The sequence below is a fragment of the Streptomyces sp. NPDC050121 genome (assembly GCF_044460385.1).
Classification (GTDB): Bacteria; Actinomycetota; Actinomycetes; order Streptomycetales; family Streptomycetaceae; genus Streptomyces; species Streptomyces soliscabiei.
In genome coordinates this window covers 166,619-183,232 of the sequence record NZ_JBITJV010000017.1, presented here as the reverse complement: position 1 = coordinate 183,232, position 16,614 = coordinate 166,619, and the positions used below count along the sequence as shown (strand labels likewise).

The 16,614-nt window shown below is 69.4% G+C and carries 11 protein-coding genes; 6 read left to right on the top strand and 5 right to left on the bottom strand.

Annotated features, from left to right (window positions below; all coding sequences use genetic code 11):
* The first annotated feature begins 291 nt into the window (after positions 1-291).
* Together hpf and ACIBTS_RS25780 are read left to right on the top strand one after the other, a co-directional pair.
* Positions 292-984, top strand: coding sequence for a ribosome hibernation-promoting factor, HPF/YfiA family (gene hpf / locus ACIBTS_RS25785; protein WP_399322451.1), 693 nt, complete (start codon positions 292-294; stop codon positions 982-984).
* A 218-nt stretch (positions 985-1,202) separates the two neighbouring features.
* Entirely contained in the window at positions 1,203-1,949 is a 747-nt protein-coding gene (locus ACIBTS_RS25780; protein ID WP_079661884.1) for a response regulator transcription factor, read from the top strand.
* A 56-nt stretch (positions 1,950-2,005) separates the two neighbouring features.
* Here the strand turns inward: ACIBTS_RS25780 and ACIBTS_RS25775 are convergent, their stop codons facing one another.
* Both ACIBTS_RS25775 and ACIBTS_RS25770 read right to left on the bottom strand, forming a co-directional pair.
* A complete protein-coding gene (locus ACIBTS_RS25775; protein WP_399322449.1) occupies positions 2,006-3,178 on the bottom strand; it encodes a winged helix-turn-helix domain-containing protein in 1,173 nt (390 codons plus the stop codon).
* A gap of 160 nt (positions 3,179-3,338) precedes the next feature.
* Positions 3,339-3,929 carry a GNAT family N-acetyltransferase gene (locus ACIBTS_RS25770; RefSeq protein ID WP_399322447.1) on the bottom strand — a complete coding sequence of 197 codons (591 nt, stop codon included), beginning with the start codon at positions 3,927-3,929 and terminating at the stop codon, positions 3,339-3,341.
* Between the two features lie 278 nt (positions 3,930-4,207).
* On the opposite strand from ACIBTS_RS25770, the gene secA reads away from it, so the two are divergent.
* The gene (gene secA, locus ACIBTS_RS25765) at positions 4,208-7,054 is read left to right on the top strand and encodes a preprotein translocase subunit SecA (RefSeq protein ID WP_099936747.1); all 2,847 of its coding nucleotides are present in this window, start codon (positions 4,208-4,210) and stop codon (positions 7,052-7,054) included.
* Positions 7,055-7,336: 282 nt separating this feature from the next.
* On the opposite strand, the gene ACIBTS_RS25760 is transcribed toward secA, so the two are convergent.
* Complete coding sequence (locus ACIBTS_RS25760) at positions 7,337-7,891, bottom strand: Rv3235 family protein (protein WP_399322445.1); 555 nt, start codon at positions 7,889-7,891, stop codon at positions 7,337-7,339.
* 345 nt (positions 7,892-8,236) lie between these two features.
* On the opposite strand from ACIBTS_RS25760, the gene ACIBTS_RS25755 reads away from it, so the two are divergent.
* Positions 8,237-8,752, top strand: coding sequence for a DUF6912 family protein (locus ACIBTS_RS25755; protein ID WP_399322444.1), 516 nt, complete (start codon positions 8,237-8,239; stop codon positions 8,750-8,752).
* A 67-nt stretch (positions 8,753-8,819) separates the two neighbouring features.
* Positions 8,820-9,494, top strand: a complete 675-nt coding sequence (locus ACIBTS_RS25750) for an HAD family hydrolase (protein ID WP_319674517.1) — start codon at positions 8,820-8,822, stop codon at positions 9,492-9,494.
* 39 nt (positions 9,495-9,533) lie between these two features.
* Here the strand turns inward: ACIBTS_RS25750 and ACIBTS_RS25745 are convergent, their stop codons facing one another.
* Positions 9,534-10,100: a DJ-1/PfpI family protein gene (locus tag ACIBTS_RS25745; protein ID WP_399322443.1), complete on the bottom strand. Its 567-nt coding sequence runs from the start codon at positions 10,098-10,100 to the stop codon at positions 9,534-9,536.
* 555 nt (positions 10,101-10,655) lie between these two features.
* Here ACIBTS_RS25745 and ACIBTS_RS25740 point away from each other — a divergent pair.
* Positions 10,656-15,602 carry an NAD-glutamate dehydrogenase gene (locus ACIBTS_RS25740; RefSeq protein WP_399322441.1) on the top strand — a complete coding sequence of 1,649 codons (4,947 nt, stop codon included), beginning with the start codon at positions 10,656-10,658 and terminating at the stop codon, positions 15,600-15,602.
* 189 nt (positions 15,603-15,791) lie between these two features.
* Here the strand turns inward: ACIBTS_RS25740 and ACIBTS_RS25735 are convergent, their stop codons facing one another.
* Positions 15,792-16,613 (bottom strand): ABC transporter ATP-binding protein, encoded by an 822-nt coding sequence (locus ACIBTS_RS25735; protein ID WP_319674519.1) that lies wholly within the window; start codon positions 16,611-16,613, stop codon positions 15,792-15,794.
* Between the last annotated feature and the right edge of the window lies 1 nt (position 16,614).

The following is a 16,614-nucleotide window of genomic DNA, read 5'->3' as shown; positions in this document are numbered from 1 at the left end:
GTAATGAGAAGGTCAATTCACCTGAACGGAGGTACGCCGCAGTAGAGGGTGACGACATCCGTCCGGGCGAGATATGTTCGGTTGTGAGGGAAAGCCGCAGGCCACACCTCTCATATCCGAATGCCGTGCTGCGGTTTGCGTAATCGCCCGCAGCGCCTGGGGTGTAGATCTCGCCCATGGGGGAGGAGGAGGTGGAAGTCACCAAGTCCGAGGTTCCGGTGCTCACCGGAGCCTGGTGCAAAAGGGAGATGCTCCGCGGCGAAGCGGAGTGATCCGGGAACGGAGTTCTGCGTGGACATCGTCGTCAAGGGCCGCAAGACCGAGGTGCCCGAGCGGTTCCGCAAGCACGTGGCCGAGAAGCTGAACCTGGAGAAGATCCAGAAGCTCGACGGCAAGGTGATCAGCCTCGACGTCGAGGTCTCCAAGGAGCCCAACCCGCGACAGGCCGACCGCTGTGACCGAGTGGAGATCACGCTCCGCTCCCGCGGTCCGGTGATCCGGGCGGAGGCGTCGGCCAACGACCCGTACGCGGCACTCGACCTGGCGGCGGAGAAGCTCGACGCCCAGCTGCGCAAGCAGCACGACAAGCGTTACACGCGCCGCGGCGCCCGCAGGCTCTCCGCGGCAGAGGTTCCCGACCACGTCCCGGGTGTGGCGACGCTCAACGGCAACGGCCGCCCCGTCCAGGCAGGGGAGTCGGAAAGTGTGCCGACGAAGAAGATCGGCTCGCTGGAGGTGCAGGGCGACGGCCCCCTCGTGGTCCGCGAGAAGACGCACGTGGCCGCTCCGATGACCCTCGACCAGGCCCTCTACGAGATGGAACTGGTCGGACACGACTTCTATCTGTTCGTCGACTCCGAGACGAAGCAGCCGAGCGTCGTCTACCGGCGGCACGCCTACGACTACGGCGTGATCTACCTCGACACCGACCCGATGGTGGCGCAGGCGCACTCACCCGAGGCGGGTGGCGCGCTGGGCGGCTGACGCTGCCCGGTGACAGTGAGCGGTGACAGCTGAGCGGTGTGCCCCTGGAGCGCGGTGTGCGCCCCCAGGGGCATCCGTGTGCGACCCCTTCGGGCATCGCTCTGTCACCGCGTTGTCGTCTGGGCATGGAATCATGGCAGGGCGGCTCAACCGGTGGGTCGTTGCCTTGGGTTGGCGACGGCTCAGGACCACGGCCACAGCCTTCAGGGGGAGGAACGATGGCGGACAGCTTCGGACCGATGCGGGACGAGGGCGCCGACGACGGCGTCGTCGGCATGGGCCCGGACGAGGGCACTCCACGCAAGGAGCCGATCAGAGTCCTTGTCGTGGACGACCACGCCCTGTTCCGTCGCGGCCTGGAGATCGTGCTCGCGGCCGAGGAGGACATCCAGGTCGTCGGTGAGGCGGGCGACGGGGCCGAGGCCGTGGACAAGGCGGCCGACCTGCTGCCGGACATCGTGCTGATGGACGTACGGATGCCCAAGCGCGGCGGTATCGAGGCGTGCACCTCCATCAAGGAGGTGGCCCCCAGCGCGAAGATCATCATGTTGACGATCAGCGACGAGGAGGCCGACCTCTACGAGGCGATCAAGGCGGGTGCGACCGGGTATCTCCTCAAGGAGATCTCCACGGACGAGGTCGCCACCGCGATCCGCGCGGTCGCCGACGGGCAGTCGCAGATCAGCCCCTCCATGGCGTCGAAGCTGCTCACCGAGTTCAAGTCGATGATCCAGCGGACCGACGAGCGTCGGCTGGTGCCCGCGCCGCGGCTGACCGACCGTGAGCTGGAGGTGCTCAAGCTGGTGGCCACGGGAATGAACAACCGTGACATCGCCAAGGAGTTGTTCATCTCCGAGAACACCGTGAAGAACCATGTGCGCAACATCCTGGAGAAGCTGCAGCTGCACTCCAGGATGGAGGCGGTGGTGTACGCGATGCGGGAGAAGATCCTCGAGATCCGCTGACTCCGGTCAAGCGGGGCGGGGCGGGGCAGGTCGGGCGGGCCGGTCGGGCGGGTCGGTCAGGCGAGTGCGCGGGTGAGTTCTTTGGTGAGCGGCTCGCGCAGGTCGGGGGCGTCGACGCGTTCCACGCGTACGTCCGTGCAGTCCACCCAGGTAGCGGCCTCCAGCAGGGCCTGTGCGACCGCCGGGACCGCCTTCGGGCCGTCCAGGGTGACCTGCTTGGCGACCAGGGTGCGGCCTTCCCGGGCCGGGTCCACGCGGCCGACGAGTCGGCCGCCGGCCAGGACCGGCATCGCGAAGTAGCCGTACACGCGCTTCGGCTTGGGGACGTAGGCCTCCAGGCGGTGGGTGAAGCCGAAGATCCGCTCGGTGCGTGCCCGTTCCCAGATCAGGGAGTCGAACGGGGACAGGAGCGTGGTGCGGTGGCGGCCGCGCGGGGGCGTTTCCAGGGCCGTCGGGTCGGCCCAGGCGGGCTTGCCCCAGCCTTCGACGGTGACGGGGACCAGGCCCGAGTCGGCGATCACCGCGTCGACCTGCTCGCCCTTGAGGCGGTGGTAGTCGGCGATGTCCGCGCGCGTGCCCACGCCGAGGGACTGGCCGGCCAGGCGGACGAGGCGGCGCAGGCATTCGGTGTCGTCGAGCTCGTCGTGCAACAGGTCGGCGGGTACGGCGCGTTCGGCGAGGTCGTACACGCGTTTCCAGCCGCGGCGGTCGACGCAGACCACCTCGCCGTACATCAGCGCGCGTTCCACGGCGACCTTGGTGCCGGACCAGTCCCACCACTCGCTGGTCTTCTTCGCGCCGCCGAGTTCGGTGGCGGTGAGGGGGCCTTCGGTGCGGAGCTGCTTGATGACCTGCTCGTACGTGCCGTCGGGGAGGGTGTGGTTCCAGTGCGGGCGGCTGCGGTAGGCGCGGCGGCGGAAGGCGAAGTGGGGCCATTCCTCGATGGGGAGGATGCAGGCTGCGTGGGACCAGTACTCGAAGGCGTGGGTGTCTTTCCAGTACGCGTTCTCGACGGTTTTGCGGCCTACGGCGCCGAGGCGGGCGTAGGGGATGAGTTCGTGGGAGCGGGCGAGGACGGAGATGGTGTCGAGTTGGACCGCGCCCAGGTGGCGGAGGACGCCGCGGACGCCGGCCTTGCGGTCGGGAGTGCCGAGGAAGCCTTGTGCCCGTAGGGCGATGCGGCGGGCTTCGTCTGCGGAGAGCTCGGTGGCGGGGTGCGGGGTCGTCATGGCTCGCACGATAGGGGGTGGGTCTGACAGTGGCGGTTGAGCTGGGGGTTCGGGGGCTCGCAGGGGCTTCGTTCCGACAAGCGCCGGGCGGCCGGTTCAAGCGCCGGCGCGGGCTGGACCGGGCGCGAGGCGGATTGGGCCGGGCGCGAGGTGGGTTGGTTCAAGGGCCGGGCGGCTGGGGAGGCGCGGGCAGGTAGGGCGCCGTCGACGGCAGTCCGAGGTCCGACGGGAGCAGGGAGGCGAGCCAGCAGTCTCGTCGTACGCCCTTGTTGTTGATGGAGGAGCGCAGGGTGCCTTCCAGGGTGAAGCCGGCGTTTTCGGCGACCGCGCGGGAGGCGGTGTTGCCGACTTCGGCCCGCCATTCGACGCGGTCGATGGAGAGGTTGGTGAAGGCCCAGCGGGTGGCGGCGAGGGTGGCCTCGGTGGTGTAGCCGAGGCCGCGGTGTTCCTTGGTGGCCCAGAAGCCGACCTCGGCCGTGCCGAGGGAGCGCAGGGTGAGGCTGAGGACGCCGGTGAGGGCGCCGTCGGGGAGGAAGACGCCGAAGGTGAACATCGAGCCGGTCGACCAGCCCTCCGGTGCGAGCATTTCGGTGAAGTTCTGGGCGTGTTCGGGGAGGTAGGGGGAGGGGATCGTGGTCCAGCGCTGGATGTCGGGGTCCTGGGCGGCGGTGTACACGGCGGCGGTGTCCTGGGGGCCGAGGGGGCGTAGGACGAGGCGGGTGGTGGTGAGGGTGACGGGCTGGGGCTCCATCGGCCGATTCTCCGTGCGCGTGCGCACGGTGCGCCATTGTTTTGCGGTGCGTGAGCGCGTGATCACAATTCGCGCAATTCGTGTGGCGGACGCGGCACCATCGGCGGGGCCCGGCCGTTGTCCCGGGTAGAAGATTTCGGAGCAGGTGCGCAGCAGTGTGCGGTCCTCGTACGGCAGGCCTCCCGGCGCGGTGGGGTCCTCGCATACGATGGCCGTTGCTCAGCAAGTCAAAAGGAAACCGACCGTCCCAGGCCCGACCGGCAAGGAGACCAACCCCCGTGTCCGTCCTCTCGAAGATCATGCGTGCAGGCGAAGGCAAGATCCTGCGCAAGCTGCACCGCATCGCGGACCAGGTCAACTCCATCGAAGAGGACTTCGTCGACCTCTCCGACGCCGAGCTGCGGGCCCTCACCGATGAGTACAAGCAGCGGTACGCCGATGGTGAGAGCCTGGACGACCTGTTGCCGGAGGCGTTCGCCACCGTGCGTGAGGCCGCCAAGCGTGTCCTCGGTCAGCGTCACTACGACGTGCAGATCATGGGTGGCGCCGCCCTGCACCTCGGTTATGTCGCCGAGATGAAGACCGGTGAGGGCAAGACGCTCGTCGGCACGCTGCCCGCGTATCTGAACGCGCTGTCCGGCAAGGGCGTCCACCTGATCACGGTGAACGACTACCTGGCCGAGCGCGACTCCGAGATGATGGGGCGCGTCCACAAGTTCCTGGGTCTGAACGTCGGCTGCATCCTGGCCAACATGACGCCGGCCCAGCGCCGTGAGCAGTACGCGTGCGACATCACCTACGGCACGAACAACGAGTTCGGCTTCGACTATCTGCGCGACAATATGGCGTGGGCGCAGGACGAGCTCGTGCAGCGTGGCCACAACTTCGCCATCGTCGACGAGGTCGACTCGATCCTGGTCGACGAGGCGCGTACGCCGCTGATCATCTCCGGCCCGGCCGACCAGGCCACGAAGTGGTACGGCGACTTCGCGAAGCTGGTGACGCGCCTGAAGAAGGGCGAGGCCGGCAACCCGCTCAAGGGCATCGAGGAGACCGGCGACTACGAGGTCGACGAGAAGAAGCGCACGGTCGCCATTCACGAGGCCGGTGTCAGCAAGGTCGAGGACTGGCTGGGCATCGACAACCTGTACGAGTCGGTGAACACCCCTCTGGTGGGCTACCTGAACAACGCCATCAAGGCGAAGGAGCTCTTCAAGAAGGACAAGGACTACGTCGTCATGGACGGCGAAGTCATGATCGTCGATGAGCACACCGGTCGTATCCTCGCCGGCCGCCGTTACAACGAGGGCATGCACCAGGCGATCGAGGCGAAGGAAGGGGTGGACATCAAGGACGAGAACCAGACGCTCGCCACGATCACCCTGCAGAACTTCTTCCGCCTCTACAAGCGTCACGACCACGACGACAAGGAACAGCCCGGTCTGTCCGGCATGACCGGTACGGCGATGACCGAGGCCGCCGAGTTCCACCAGATCTACAAGCTCGGCGTGGTCCCGATCCCGACCAACCGGCCGATGGTCCGTAAGGACCAGTCGGACCTGATCTACCGCACCGAGGTCGCGAAGTTCGAGGCGGTCGTCGACGACATCGCCGAGAAGCACGAGAAGGGTCAGCCGATCCTCGTCGGCACGACGTCGGTCGAGAAGTCCGAGTACCTGTCGCAGCAGCTGTCCAAGCGGGGCATCCAGCACGAGGTGTTGAACGCCAAGCACCACGAGCGTGAGGCGTCGATCGTCGCCCAGGCCGGCCGTAAGGGCGCGGTGACCGTCGCCACCAACATGGCCGGTCGTGGTACGGACATCAAGCTCGGTGGCAACCCCGACGACCTCGCCGAGGCGGAGCTGCGGCAGCGTGGCCTCGACCCCGAGGAGCACATCGAGGAGTGGGCGCAGGCCCTGCCCGCCGCCCTGGAGAAGGCCGAGCAGGCGGTCAAGGCCGAGTTCGAAGAGGTCAAGGACCTCGGTGGCCTCTACGTCCTGGGTACCGAGCGGCACGAGTCGCGGCGTATCGACAACCAGCTGCGCGGTCGTTCGGGCCGTCAGGGCGACCCGGGCGAGTCCCGGTTCTACCTGTCGCTGGGTGACGACCTGATGCGGCTGTTCAAGGCGCAGATGGTCGAGCGCGTGATGTCGATGGCGAACGTTCCGGACGACGTGCCGATCGAGAACAAGATGGTCACGCGCGCGATCGCGTCGGCGCAGTCGCAGGTGGAGCAGCAGAACTTCGAGACGCGTAAGAACGTCCTGAAGTACGACGAGGTCCTCAACCGTCAGCGTGAGGTCATCTACGGTGAGCGGCGTCGTGTCCTGGAGGGTGAGGACCTGCAGGAGCAGATCCACCACTTCATGGACGACACGATCGACGCGTACGTCGGTGCGGAGACCGCCGAGGGCTTCCCGGAGGACTGGGACCTGGACCGGCTGTGGGGTGCCTTCAAGCAGCTGTACCCGGTGAAGGTCACTGTCGAGGAGCTGGAGGAGGCGGCCGGTGACCGGGCCGGTCTGACCGCCGAGTTCCTCTCCGAGTCCATCAAGGACGACATCCGGGAGCAGTACGAGTCCCGGGAGTCGCAGCTCGGCTCGGAGATCATGCGTGAGCTGGAGCGCCGGGTCGTGCTGTCGGTCCTGGACCGCAAGTGGCGCGAGCACCTCTACGAGATGGACTACCTCCAGGAGGGCATCGGCCTGCGCGCGATGGCGCAGAAGGACCCGCTGGTCGAGTACCAGCGTGAGGGCTTCGACATGTTCTCCGCGATGATGGACGGCATCAAGGAGGAGTCGGTCGGCTACCTGTTCAACCTGGAGGTCCAGGTCGAGCAGCAGGTCGAGGAGGTTCCGGTGGAGGACGCCGAGCCGGTCGACATGGAGAAGCAGGACGTGGTGCCGGCGCAGGCGGGTTCGCGTCCGGAGATCCGGGCGAAGGGGCTGGACGCTCCGCAGCGTCGTCAGCTGCACTTCTCGGCTCCGACGGTGGACGGCGAGGGCGGCACGATCGAGGGCGACTTCGAGAGTGACGACGACGAGCCCGTCCGCTCCGAGGCCGACGGTCTCACGCGCGCGGAGCGGCGCAAGCAGGCGAAGGCCGGGCGGCGCCGTAAGAAGTAGGGCTCGGGGACGGGCAGTTCGTAGCGGCTTCGGGGCCGGGTCACCTGTGGGTGGCCCGGCCCTTTGGCGTGGGGAGGCGCGAACTTTCGCGAGCTTGGCCCTCACCGCCCCCTTGGCTTTCAGTGGCCCTGGGTGTTCCTGGGTGTTCCTGGGGTGTTCCTGGGGTGTTCCTGGGTGGCCCTGGGTGGTCCTTGTGGGCAGGGCGGAGGGGTGCGGAGGGTTGGGGGACCAGTCCGTCGGGCTGTTGCGTTCAGCGGCTCTGGGGGCCGTTCAGTTGTCCTTTCAGTCGTCTTGGGGGTGGGGCCTGCGGGGGCCGTCGAGTTCCACCGCGGTGCAGCGCCAGCGGCGGTCCGTGCCGCGTTCCAGGCGGAAGGCCATCGCGCGCAGGCGGTCGCCGGCGCCGATGCGGGCGAAGGCCTCGATGGCGCCGGGGCGGGGGACGTAGTAGCCGATGTCGCGGACGACGGGACGGGCGCCGTGGGCGGTGCGCAGGGCGCCGGTTTCGGCGAGGTGCGCCAGGTCGTCGTAGGCGTGGCCGAGGGTGTGGCGGAGCATGAAGTGGACGGGGCGTCGGCCGGTCAGGACGGCGAGGAGCCGGTCGGCGAAGAGGTCGGTGGGACGGGGCTGGGAGGCGGGGCGGCCGGGGGTCTGAGCGGCGACGGTGGGCGCGAGGGTGGGGGAGCCGGTGCCGGTGCCGGTGCCGGTGCCAGGGGCTCGGGGTGGGCGACTGCCGTTGCCCGGGGTGCGGGGTGGGGTGCCTGCGGGGCGGCGGGTGTCGCGGCGGCCGGGAGGGCGGGTGCCGGGGTGTGCTTGCGTCCTCGTCATGACCTTGTTCATGGGTGTCCCCGTTCGGCGGGCCCGGCGACTACCGGGCGGTAACTTTCCGTTGCGGATCTTGTACGGGGTCGCGGTCCGTGACGGCAAGCAAGCGGGGCGTCGGGGGCGAGGGGGTGGAAGGTTCACCTATCAGGGGTGGTCGACGGTGTGGAAAGCCCGATGTCATGGGGGCGGGCCGGGTGAATTCCGGGGCGCTGGGTCGACGCCTGCGGGGGTGTGGGCAGGGACCCGAAAGAGGACGGCCGCACGTATCCTGAAGGCGCTCGGGGAGGCGCGGAACCGCCCTCCCGGGGCGCCGAGACCGAGCTTGCGACCACGCAACGACCACGAAGAGAGCGGCCAGCCATGCGCGTGTACGTCCCCCTGACCCTCCCCGGTCTCGCCGAGGCGCACAAGACGGGTGAGCTGGGGCGCGAGCCGCTCGTCGCGTACGCCGTCACGCCCGCGTTGCGCGAGTGGTACCTCTCCGACGACATCGAGGAGTTGGAGTACGCGGCGCTCGGCAGGGCCGCGCTCGCCTCGCTGCGCCTGCTCGCGGCGGACCAGGGCGCCCCGCGGCGGCGGGTCGTCGTGGCCGTCGACGTGCCCGACCGCGCGGCCGCCGTGGACCCCGACCGGGGGCTCGATCCGGCGGCGCTGGGCGAGGTGCGGGTGACCGGCGCCGTGTCGCTGTCGAAGGCGGCGGCGGTGCACGTGGACGCCGGGGAGGCGGAGAGCGACGTGACGGCTGCGGCGCAGGCGCTCGCGGCGGCGGACGGCGGGGACGACGACGCGCAGTTCGTCGTGGACGGAGCCGAGGACCACGAGCTGCTGTGGTTCGCCCCGCAGGAGATCTGGAACCTGGTCGGGTCGGGGGACTGAACCCGCTGTCTCCGGCCGGCTTCGTTCGGTCACTTGATTGTCAGTGGCGGCGGGTACGTTTTCCGGTATGGGGATGCAGCAGGAAGCGGCGCACATCGTCTGGGACTGGAACGGGACGCTGCTCAACGACAATGACGCGATCATCGGGGCGACGAACGCGGCGTTCGCGGAGCTGGGGCTGGAGCCGCTCACACTGGAGCGCTACCGGGCGCTGTACTGCGTGCCGGTGCCGAAGTTCTACGAGCGGCTGATGGGAAGACTGCCCACCGACGCCGAGTGGGAGGCCATGGACGCGGTGTTCCACCGGTACTACGCCGAGCACCGGGTGCGGTGCGGGCTCACCGAGGGCGCGGTGGAGCTGCTCGCGGGGTGGCGGTCGGCGGGGCACAGTCAGTCGCTGCTGAGCATGTACGTGCACGAGGAGCTTGTGCCGCTGGTGCGGGGGTTCGGGATCGAGCCGCACTTCCTACGGGTCGACGGGCGGACGGGGCCGTCCGGGGGCAGCAAGGCCGAGCACATGGTGCGGCACCTGAAGGCGCTGGCCGGCGTCGAGGCGGCGCGCACGGTGGTGATCGGGGACGCCGCGGATGACGCGGTGGCCGCGTTGCATGTGGGGGCGCGGGCCGTGCTGTACACCGGCGGGTCGCACAGCCGGGCCAGCCTGGAGGGGGTCGGGGTGCCGGTGGTGGACACGCTGGGCGAGGCGGTGGAGGTCGCGGGGGAGTTGGCTGCGGCGGCATGAGCCCCAGGTGCGGCGTCCTGAGGGCGCCGCACCTGGGGCTCAGGTCACCGGTGCCTTTGCGTGGAGCACTGTCAGGAATTCGCGCATCCAGGCCGAGTGGTCCGGCCAGGCGCGGGAGGAGACCAGGGTGCCGTCGACCACTGCCTCGGCGTCCTGGAAGACGGCCCCGGCGGACTGCATGTCGATCTCCAGCGCCGGGTACGCCGTGACGCGGCGGCCGCGGAGGGCGTCGGCGGCCGCGGTGATCAGGGGGCCGTGGCAGATCTGGGCGACGGGTTTGTCGGCGTCGAAGAACGACTTGAGGATCTTGCGGAGTTCGGGGTCGTTGCGGAGGTACTCGGGGGCGCGGCCGCCGGGGATGACGACGGCGACGTACTGGCCGGGGTCGACCTCGGAGAAGGCGAGGTCGGCGGGCCAGGTGTAGCCGGGCTTCTCGGTGTAGGTGTCGAAGCCGGGTTCGAAGTCGTGGACGACGAACTGGAGCTTCTTGCGGGTGGGGGCGGCGATGTGGACCTCGTAGCCCTCTTCGAGCAGGCGCTGGTAGGGGTAGAGGACTTCCAGGGATTCCGCTGCGTCGCCGGTGACGATGAGGATCTTCGCGGTCATGGTGGGCGGTTCCTCTCGGGCGGGCGGTGTCATGGGCAAGGTGCCTCTTGGGGGTGGGCTTGCCAAGAGGGGGTGCGTTCGGGCGTTTCTTCCCGGCCGCCTCTTTCATGGTCTTCCGTGTTCCGGTGCTGTGCAGAACGTCAAACTTCTGGTCGCTGTTTTGTACACATACGGCTCATGACGGGGGCCCCGTGAGGAGCGATAGCCTTGGTGGCGTGATCAGCGCGATAGCTCGCGGGGGTGTGGTCGCCCCTGCCCTGCGCCCGGTGTGTGCGGACCATCTCCGCGACCGGGCTGTGGACGCTGGTCGGCGCGGGCGGGACGGGGCCGCATGGGGCCCCTGGACGCCGTACACACCCTGGGAGCAGGCGCGGCAGAGAGCAGCGTCACATGCCGGGGACGTGTCGAACATGGCCGATATCCCCCCGCTCATCTCGCCTTGCGGCATAGCGTCGAAGCAGCCCGGAGACCCCGGGTCGTGGCGTCGAGCCGCAGGGGAAGAGACCGTACTTCCTTCTACGTCACGCAACGGCGCGCGACAGGAGCCAGAGGACAATGCAGACCAAGCTGGACGAAGCCAAGGCCGAGCTGCTCGAGAGGGCGGCGCGGGTCGCTGAGAACAGCCCGGTCGGGGGGCACCTACCGACTGGGACGACGAGCGAGGGCACTCCGGGGACCCCGGACCACGCGGCCCTCCTCGCGTTCCTCCAGCGGTACTACCTGCACACCGCCCCGGAGGACCTCAGCGACCGTGACCCGGTCGACGTCTTCGGAGCCGCACTCTCGCACTACCGGCTGGCCGAGAGCCGGCCGCAGGGGACGGCCAACGTAAGGGTCCACACCCCTACGGTCGAGGAGAACGGGTGGACGTGCAGTCACTCCGTGGTGGAGGTCGTCACCGACGACATGCCGTTCCTCGTCGACTCCGTCACCAATGAGCTGAGCCGGCAGGGACGGGGGATCCACCTCGTCATCCATCCGCAGATCGCGGTGCGGCGGGATGTGACCGGCAGGCTCATCGAGGTGCTCGGCGCGCCGCCCGCCGCCGGGGACCTGCCGCACGACGCACACGTCGAGTCCTGGATCCACGTAGAGATCGACCGGGAGACCGACCGCGCCGACCTGAAGCAGATCACCGCCGATCTGCTGCGGGTCCTGTCCGACGTCCGGGAGGCCGTCGAGGACTGGGAGAAGATGCGGGACACCGCGCTGCGGGTCGCCGACGAGCTCCCCGAGGAGCCCGTTCCCGGCGACCTGGCGCGGCCCGACGTCGACGAGGCCCGTGAGCTGCTGCGCTGGCTGGCCGCCGACCACTTCACCTTCCTCGGCTACCGGGAGTACCAGCTGCGCGAGGACGACACCCTCGCCGCCGTGCCGGGCACCGGTCTCGGCGTCCTGCGCTCCGACCCGCACCACTCCGGCGACGAGAGCCACCCGGTCAGCCCCTCCTTCGAGCGGCTGTCCGCCGACGCCCGCGCCAAGGCGCGCGAGCACAAGCTGCTGGTGCTGACCAAGGCGAACAGCCGGGCCACCGTGCACCGGCCCTCCTACCTCGACTACGTCGGCGTGAAGAAGTTCGACGCGGACGGCAACGTCGTCGGTGAGCGGCGCTTCCTCGGGCTGTTCTCCTCCGCCGCCTACACCGAGTCCGTGACGCGGGTGCCGGTCGTGCGGCGCAAGGTCGCGGACGTGCTGAAGGGCGCCGGGTTCTCGCCGGACAGCCACGACGGGCGCGACCTGGTCCAGATCATGGAGACCTACCCGCGCGACGAGCTGTTCCAGACGCCGGTGGACGAGCTGCGGGCCATCGTCACCAGCGTGCTGTATCTGCAGGAGCGGCGGCGGCTGCGGCTCTACCTGCGGCAGGACGAGTACGGGCGCTACTACTCCGCGCTGGTCTACCTGCCCCGCGACCGCTACACCACCGGCGTGCGGCTGCGGATCATCGACATCCTCAAGGAGGAGCTGGGCGGGACGAGCGTCGACTTCACCGCCTGGAACACCGAGTCGATCCTGTCCCGGCTGCACTTCGTCGTCCGGGTCCCGCAGGGCACCGAGCTGCCCGAGCTGTCCGACGCCGACAAGGACCGTATCGAGGCGCGGCTGGTGGAGGCGGCGCGGTCCTGGGCCGACGCGTTCGGCGAGGCGATGAACGCCGAGTGCGGGGAGGAGCGGGCCGCGGAGCTGCTGCGGCGCTACAACAACGCCTTCCCCGAGGGCTACAAGGCCGACCACACGCCGCGCGCCGCGGTCGCCGACCTGGTCCATCTGGAACAGCTCACCGAGGAGCGGGACTTCTCGCTCAGCCTGTACGAGCCGGTGGGCGCCGGGCCGGACATGCGCCGCTTCAAGATCTACCGCAAGGGTGAGGCGATCTCCCTGTCGGCGGTGCTGCCGGTGCTCAGCCGGCTCGGCGTCGAGGTGATCGACGAGCGGCCGTACGAGCTGCGCTGCACGGACCGCAGCAACGCCTGGATCTACGACTTCGGTCTGCGCATCCCCAAGTCGCTGGCCGGTCCCGGCGGTGACTTCCTCGGCGACGACGGGCGCGAGCGGTTCCAGGAGGCGTTCTCGGCGACCTGGACCGGCAAGGCGGAGAACGACGGGTTCAACGCGCTGGTGCTGGGCGCCGGGCTGAACTGGCGGCAGGCGATGGTCCTGCGCGCGTACGCCAAGTACCTGCGTCAGGCCGGGTCCACGTTCAGCCAGGACTACATGGAGGACACCCTCCGGACCAATGTCCACACCACCCGGCTGCTGGTGTCGTTGTTCGAGGCGCGGATGTCGCCCGACCGGCAGCGCGCCGGGCTCGAGATCGTCGACGCCCTGCTGGAGGAGCTCGACGCCGCGCTCGACCAGGTGGCCTCGCTCGACGAGGACCGCATCCTGCGGTCCTTCCTCACCGTCATCAAGGCGACGCTGCGCACGAACTTCTTCCAGGAGCGCGCGGGCGGCCGTCCGCACGACTACGTGTCGATGAAGTTCGACCCGCAGGCCATCCCGGACCTGCCCGCGCCGCGGCCGGCGTTCGAGATCTGGGTGTACTCGCCGCAGGTGGAGGGCGTGCACCTGCGGTTCGGGAAGGTCGCGCGCGGCGGCTTGCGCTGGTCGGACCGGCGGGAGGACTTCCGCACCGAGGTCCTCGGCCTGGTCAAGGCGCAGATGGTGAAGAACACCGTCATCGTGCCGGTCGGCGCCAAGGGCGGCTTCGTCGCCAAGCAGCTGCCCGACCCGGGCGTCGACCGTGACGCGTGGCTCGCCGAGGGCATCGCCAGCTACAAGACGTTCATCTCGGCGCTGCTCGACATCACCGACAACATGGTCGGCGGGGAGGTCGTGCCGCCGGCCGACGTCGTCCGGCACGACGAGGACGACACCTACCTGGTGGTCGCCGCCGACAAGGGCACGGCGACGTTCTCCGACATCGCCAACGAGGTCGCCGAGTCGTACAACTTCTGGCTCGGGGACGCCTTCGCCTCCGGCGGCTCGGCCGGCTACGACCACAAGGGCATGGGCATCACCGCCCGCGGCGCCTGGGAGTCCGTGAAGCGGCACTTCCGGGAGCTGGGCGTGGACACGCAGGCCGAGGACTTCACGGTCGTCGGCATCGGCGACATGTCCGGCGACGTGTTCGGCAACGGCATGCTGCTGTCCGAGCACATCCGTCTGGTCGCCGCGTTCGACCACCGGCACATCTTCATCGACCCGAACCCGGTCGCGGCGACCTCCTACGCCGAGCGCCGCCGCCTGTTCGAGCTGCCCCGCTCCAGCTGGGCCGACTACGACACCGGCCTGCTGTCGACCGGCGGCGGTGTCTTCCCGCGGTCGGCGAAGGCGATCCCGGTGAACGGGCACATCCGGGAGGCCCTCGGCATCGAGGCGGGCGTCACCAAGCTGACCCCGGCCGACCTGATGAAGGCGATCCTGCGGGCGCCGGTGGACCTGCTGTGGAACGGCGGCATCGGCACGTACGTGAAGTCCTCCACGGAGTCGAACGCGGACGTCGGCGACAAGGCCAACGACCCGATCCGGGTGGACGGCGCCGACCTGCGCGTCAAGGTCGTCGGCGAGGGCGGCAACCTGGGTCTGACCCAGCTCGGCCGGATCGAGTTCGCCCGCGGCGGCGGCAGGATCAACACCGACGCCATCGACAACAGCGCGGGCGTGGACACCTCCGACCACGAGGTGAACATCAAGATCCTGCTCAACGGCCTGGTCGCCGAGGGCGACATGACCGTCAAGCAGCGCAACAAGCTGCTCGCGGAGATGACCGACGAGGTCGGCGCTCTCGTCCTGCGCAACAACTACGCGCAGAACACGGCGATCGCCAACGCCCTGGCCCAGTCCAAGGACATGCTCCACGCCCAGCAGCGCTTCATGCGCCACCTGGTCAGGGAGAAGCACCTGGACCGGGCGCTGGAGTTCCTGCCCACGGACCGGCAGATCCGCGAGCGCCTCGGCGCCGGGCAGGGGCTGACCAGCCCGGAGACGGCCGTCCTGCTGGCGTACACGAAGATCACGGTGTCGGACGAGCTGCTGCACACCTCGCTGCCCGAGGACCCCTACCTGCGCACGCTGCTGCACGCGTACTTCCCGACGGCGCTGCGCGAGCGGTTCCCCGAGGGCATCGACAGCCACCCGCTGCGCCGCGAGATCACCACGACCGTCCTGGTCAACGACACGGTCAACACGGGCGGTACGACGTATCTGCACCGGCTGCGCGAGGAGACCGGCGCGTCGCTGGAGGAGATCGTGCGGGCTCAGACCGCGGCTCGGGCGATCTTTTGCTCGGCGCCGGTGTGGGACGCGGTGGAGGCCCTCGACAACCAGGTCGAGGCGGCCGTGCAGACGCGGATCCGGCTGCACTCGCGGCGGCTCGTCGAGCGCGGCACGCGCTGGCTGCTGAACAACCGGCCGCAGCCGCTGCAGCTCGCCGAGACCGTCGACTTCTTCGCCGAGCGCGTCGAGCAGGTGTGGGCGCAGCTGACGAAGCTGCTGCGCGGCGCGGACCTGGAGTGGTGGCAGAAGATCTACGACGAGCTGACCGACGCGGGCGTCCCGGACGAGCTGGCCACCCGGGTGGCCGGGTTCTCGTCGGCGTTCCCGGCGCTGGACATCGTCTCGGTGGCCGACCGCATGGGCAAGGACCCGCTGGACGTCGCCGAGGTCTCCTACGACCTCGCCGACCGTCTGCGCATCACCCAGCTCATGGACCGCATCATCGAGCTGCCGCGCGCCGACCGCTGGCAGTCCATGGCCCGTGCCTCCATCCGCGAGGACCTGTACGCGGCCCATGCGGCGCTGACCGCGGACGTCCTGGCCGTCGGCAACGGCGCCTCGACGCCCGAGCAGCGGTTCAAGGCGTGGGAGGAGAAGAACGCGGCGATCCTGGGCCGGGCGCGCACCACGCTGGAGGAGATCCAGAGCTCGGAGACGTTCGACCTGGCCAACCTGTCGGTGGCCATGCGGACGATGCGCACCCTGCTGCGGACGCACTCGTAGGCCGGTAGGCACGGCCTCAGGCGCACGGCCTCAGGCGCACGAACTCAGGCGCACGAGCACGGGCGCACGAGCACGGGCGCCTGAGGTCAGACGCACGGTCTCAGACGCACGGTCTCGGATACGACTCAAGGGCGCTCCCGAACCATCGGGGGCGCCCTTGAGTCGTGTCGAGGACCGTGACCGTACGGGTTACTTCTTCTTGCCCGAGGTGAACTCCTCGTAGGCGGCCAGGACCTCTTCCGTGGGGCCGTCCATGCGCAGTTCGCCGCGCTCGAGCCACAGCACGCGGTCGCAGGTGGTGCGGATCGCGGCGTTGCTGTGGCTGACCAGGAAGACGGTGCCGGCGTGCTGGCGCATCTCCTGGATGCGGGCCGCCGAGCGCGCCTGGAACCGGGCGTCACCGGTCGACAGCGCCTCGTCGATGAGCAGCACGTCGTGGTCCTTGGCGGCGGCGATGGAGAAGCGCAGCCGGGAGCCCATGCCGGAGGAGTAGGTGCGCATGGGCAGGGAGATGAAGTCGCCCTTCTCGTTGATGCCGGAGAAGTCGACGATCTCCTGGTAGCGCTCCTTGATCTGCTCGGGCGTCATGCCCATGGCCAGGCCGCCGAGGTAGACGTTGCGCTCGCCGGTCAGGTCGCCCATCAGGGCCGCGTTGACGCCGAGGAGGGAGGGCTGGCCGTCGGTGTAGATCTTGCCGTTCTCCACCGGCTGCAGGCCCGCGATGCCCTTGAGCAGAGTCGACTTGCCGGAGCCGTTGGTGCCGATCAGGCCGACCGCCTCGCCCTTGTAGGCGACGAAGGAGACCTTCTTGACGGCGTGCACGATCCGCATGCCCGAGGCCTTCGCGGCCTGCTTGGGGCGCATGATGCGGTTGAGGGCGGCGGTGGCGCTGCCCCGGCCGCTGCCGGTTCCGTTGATCCGGTAGACGATGTCGACGCTGTCGGCGATGACGGTGGGGGCCCGCTCGTCGACGGGCTCGGCGGGTGCGGTGCGCGTTGCGTTGTCTGCGATG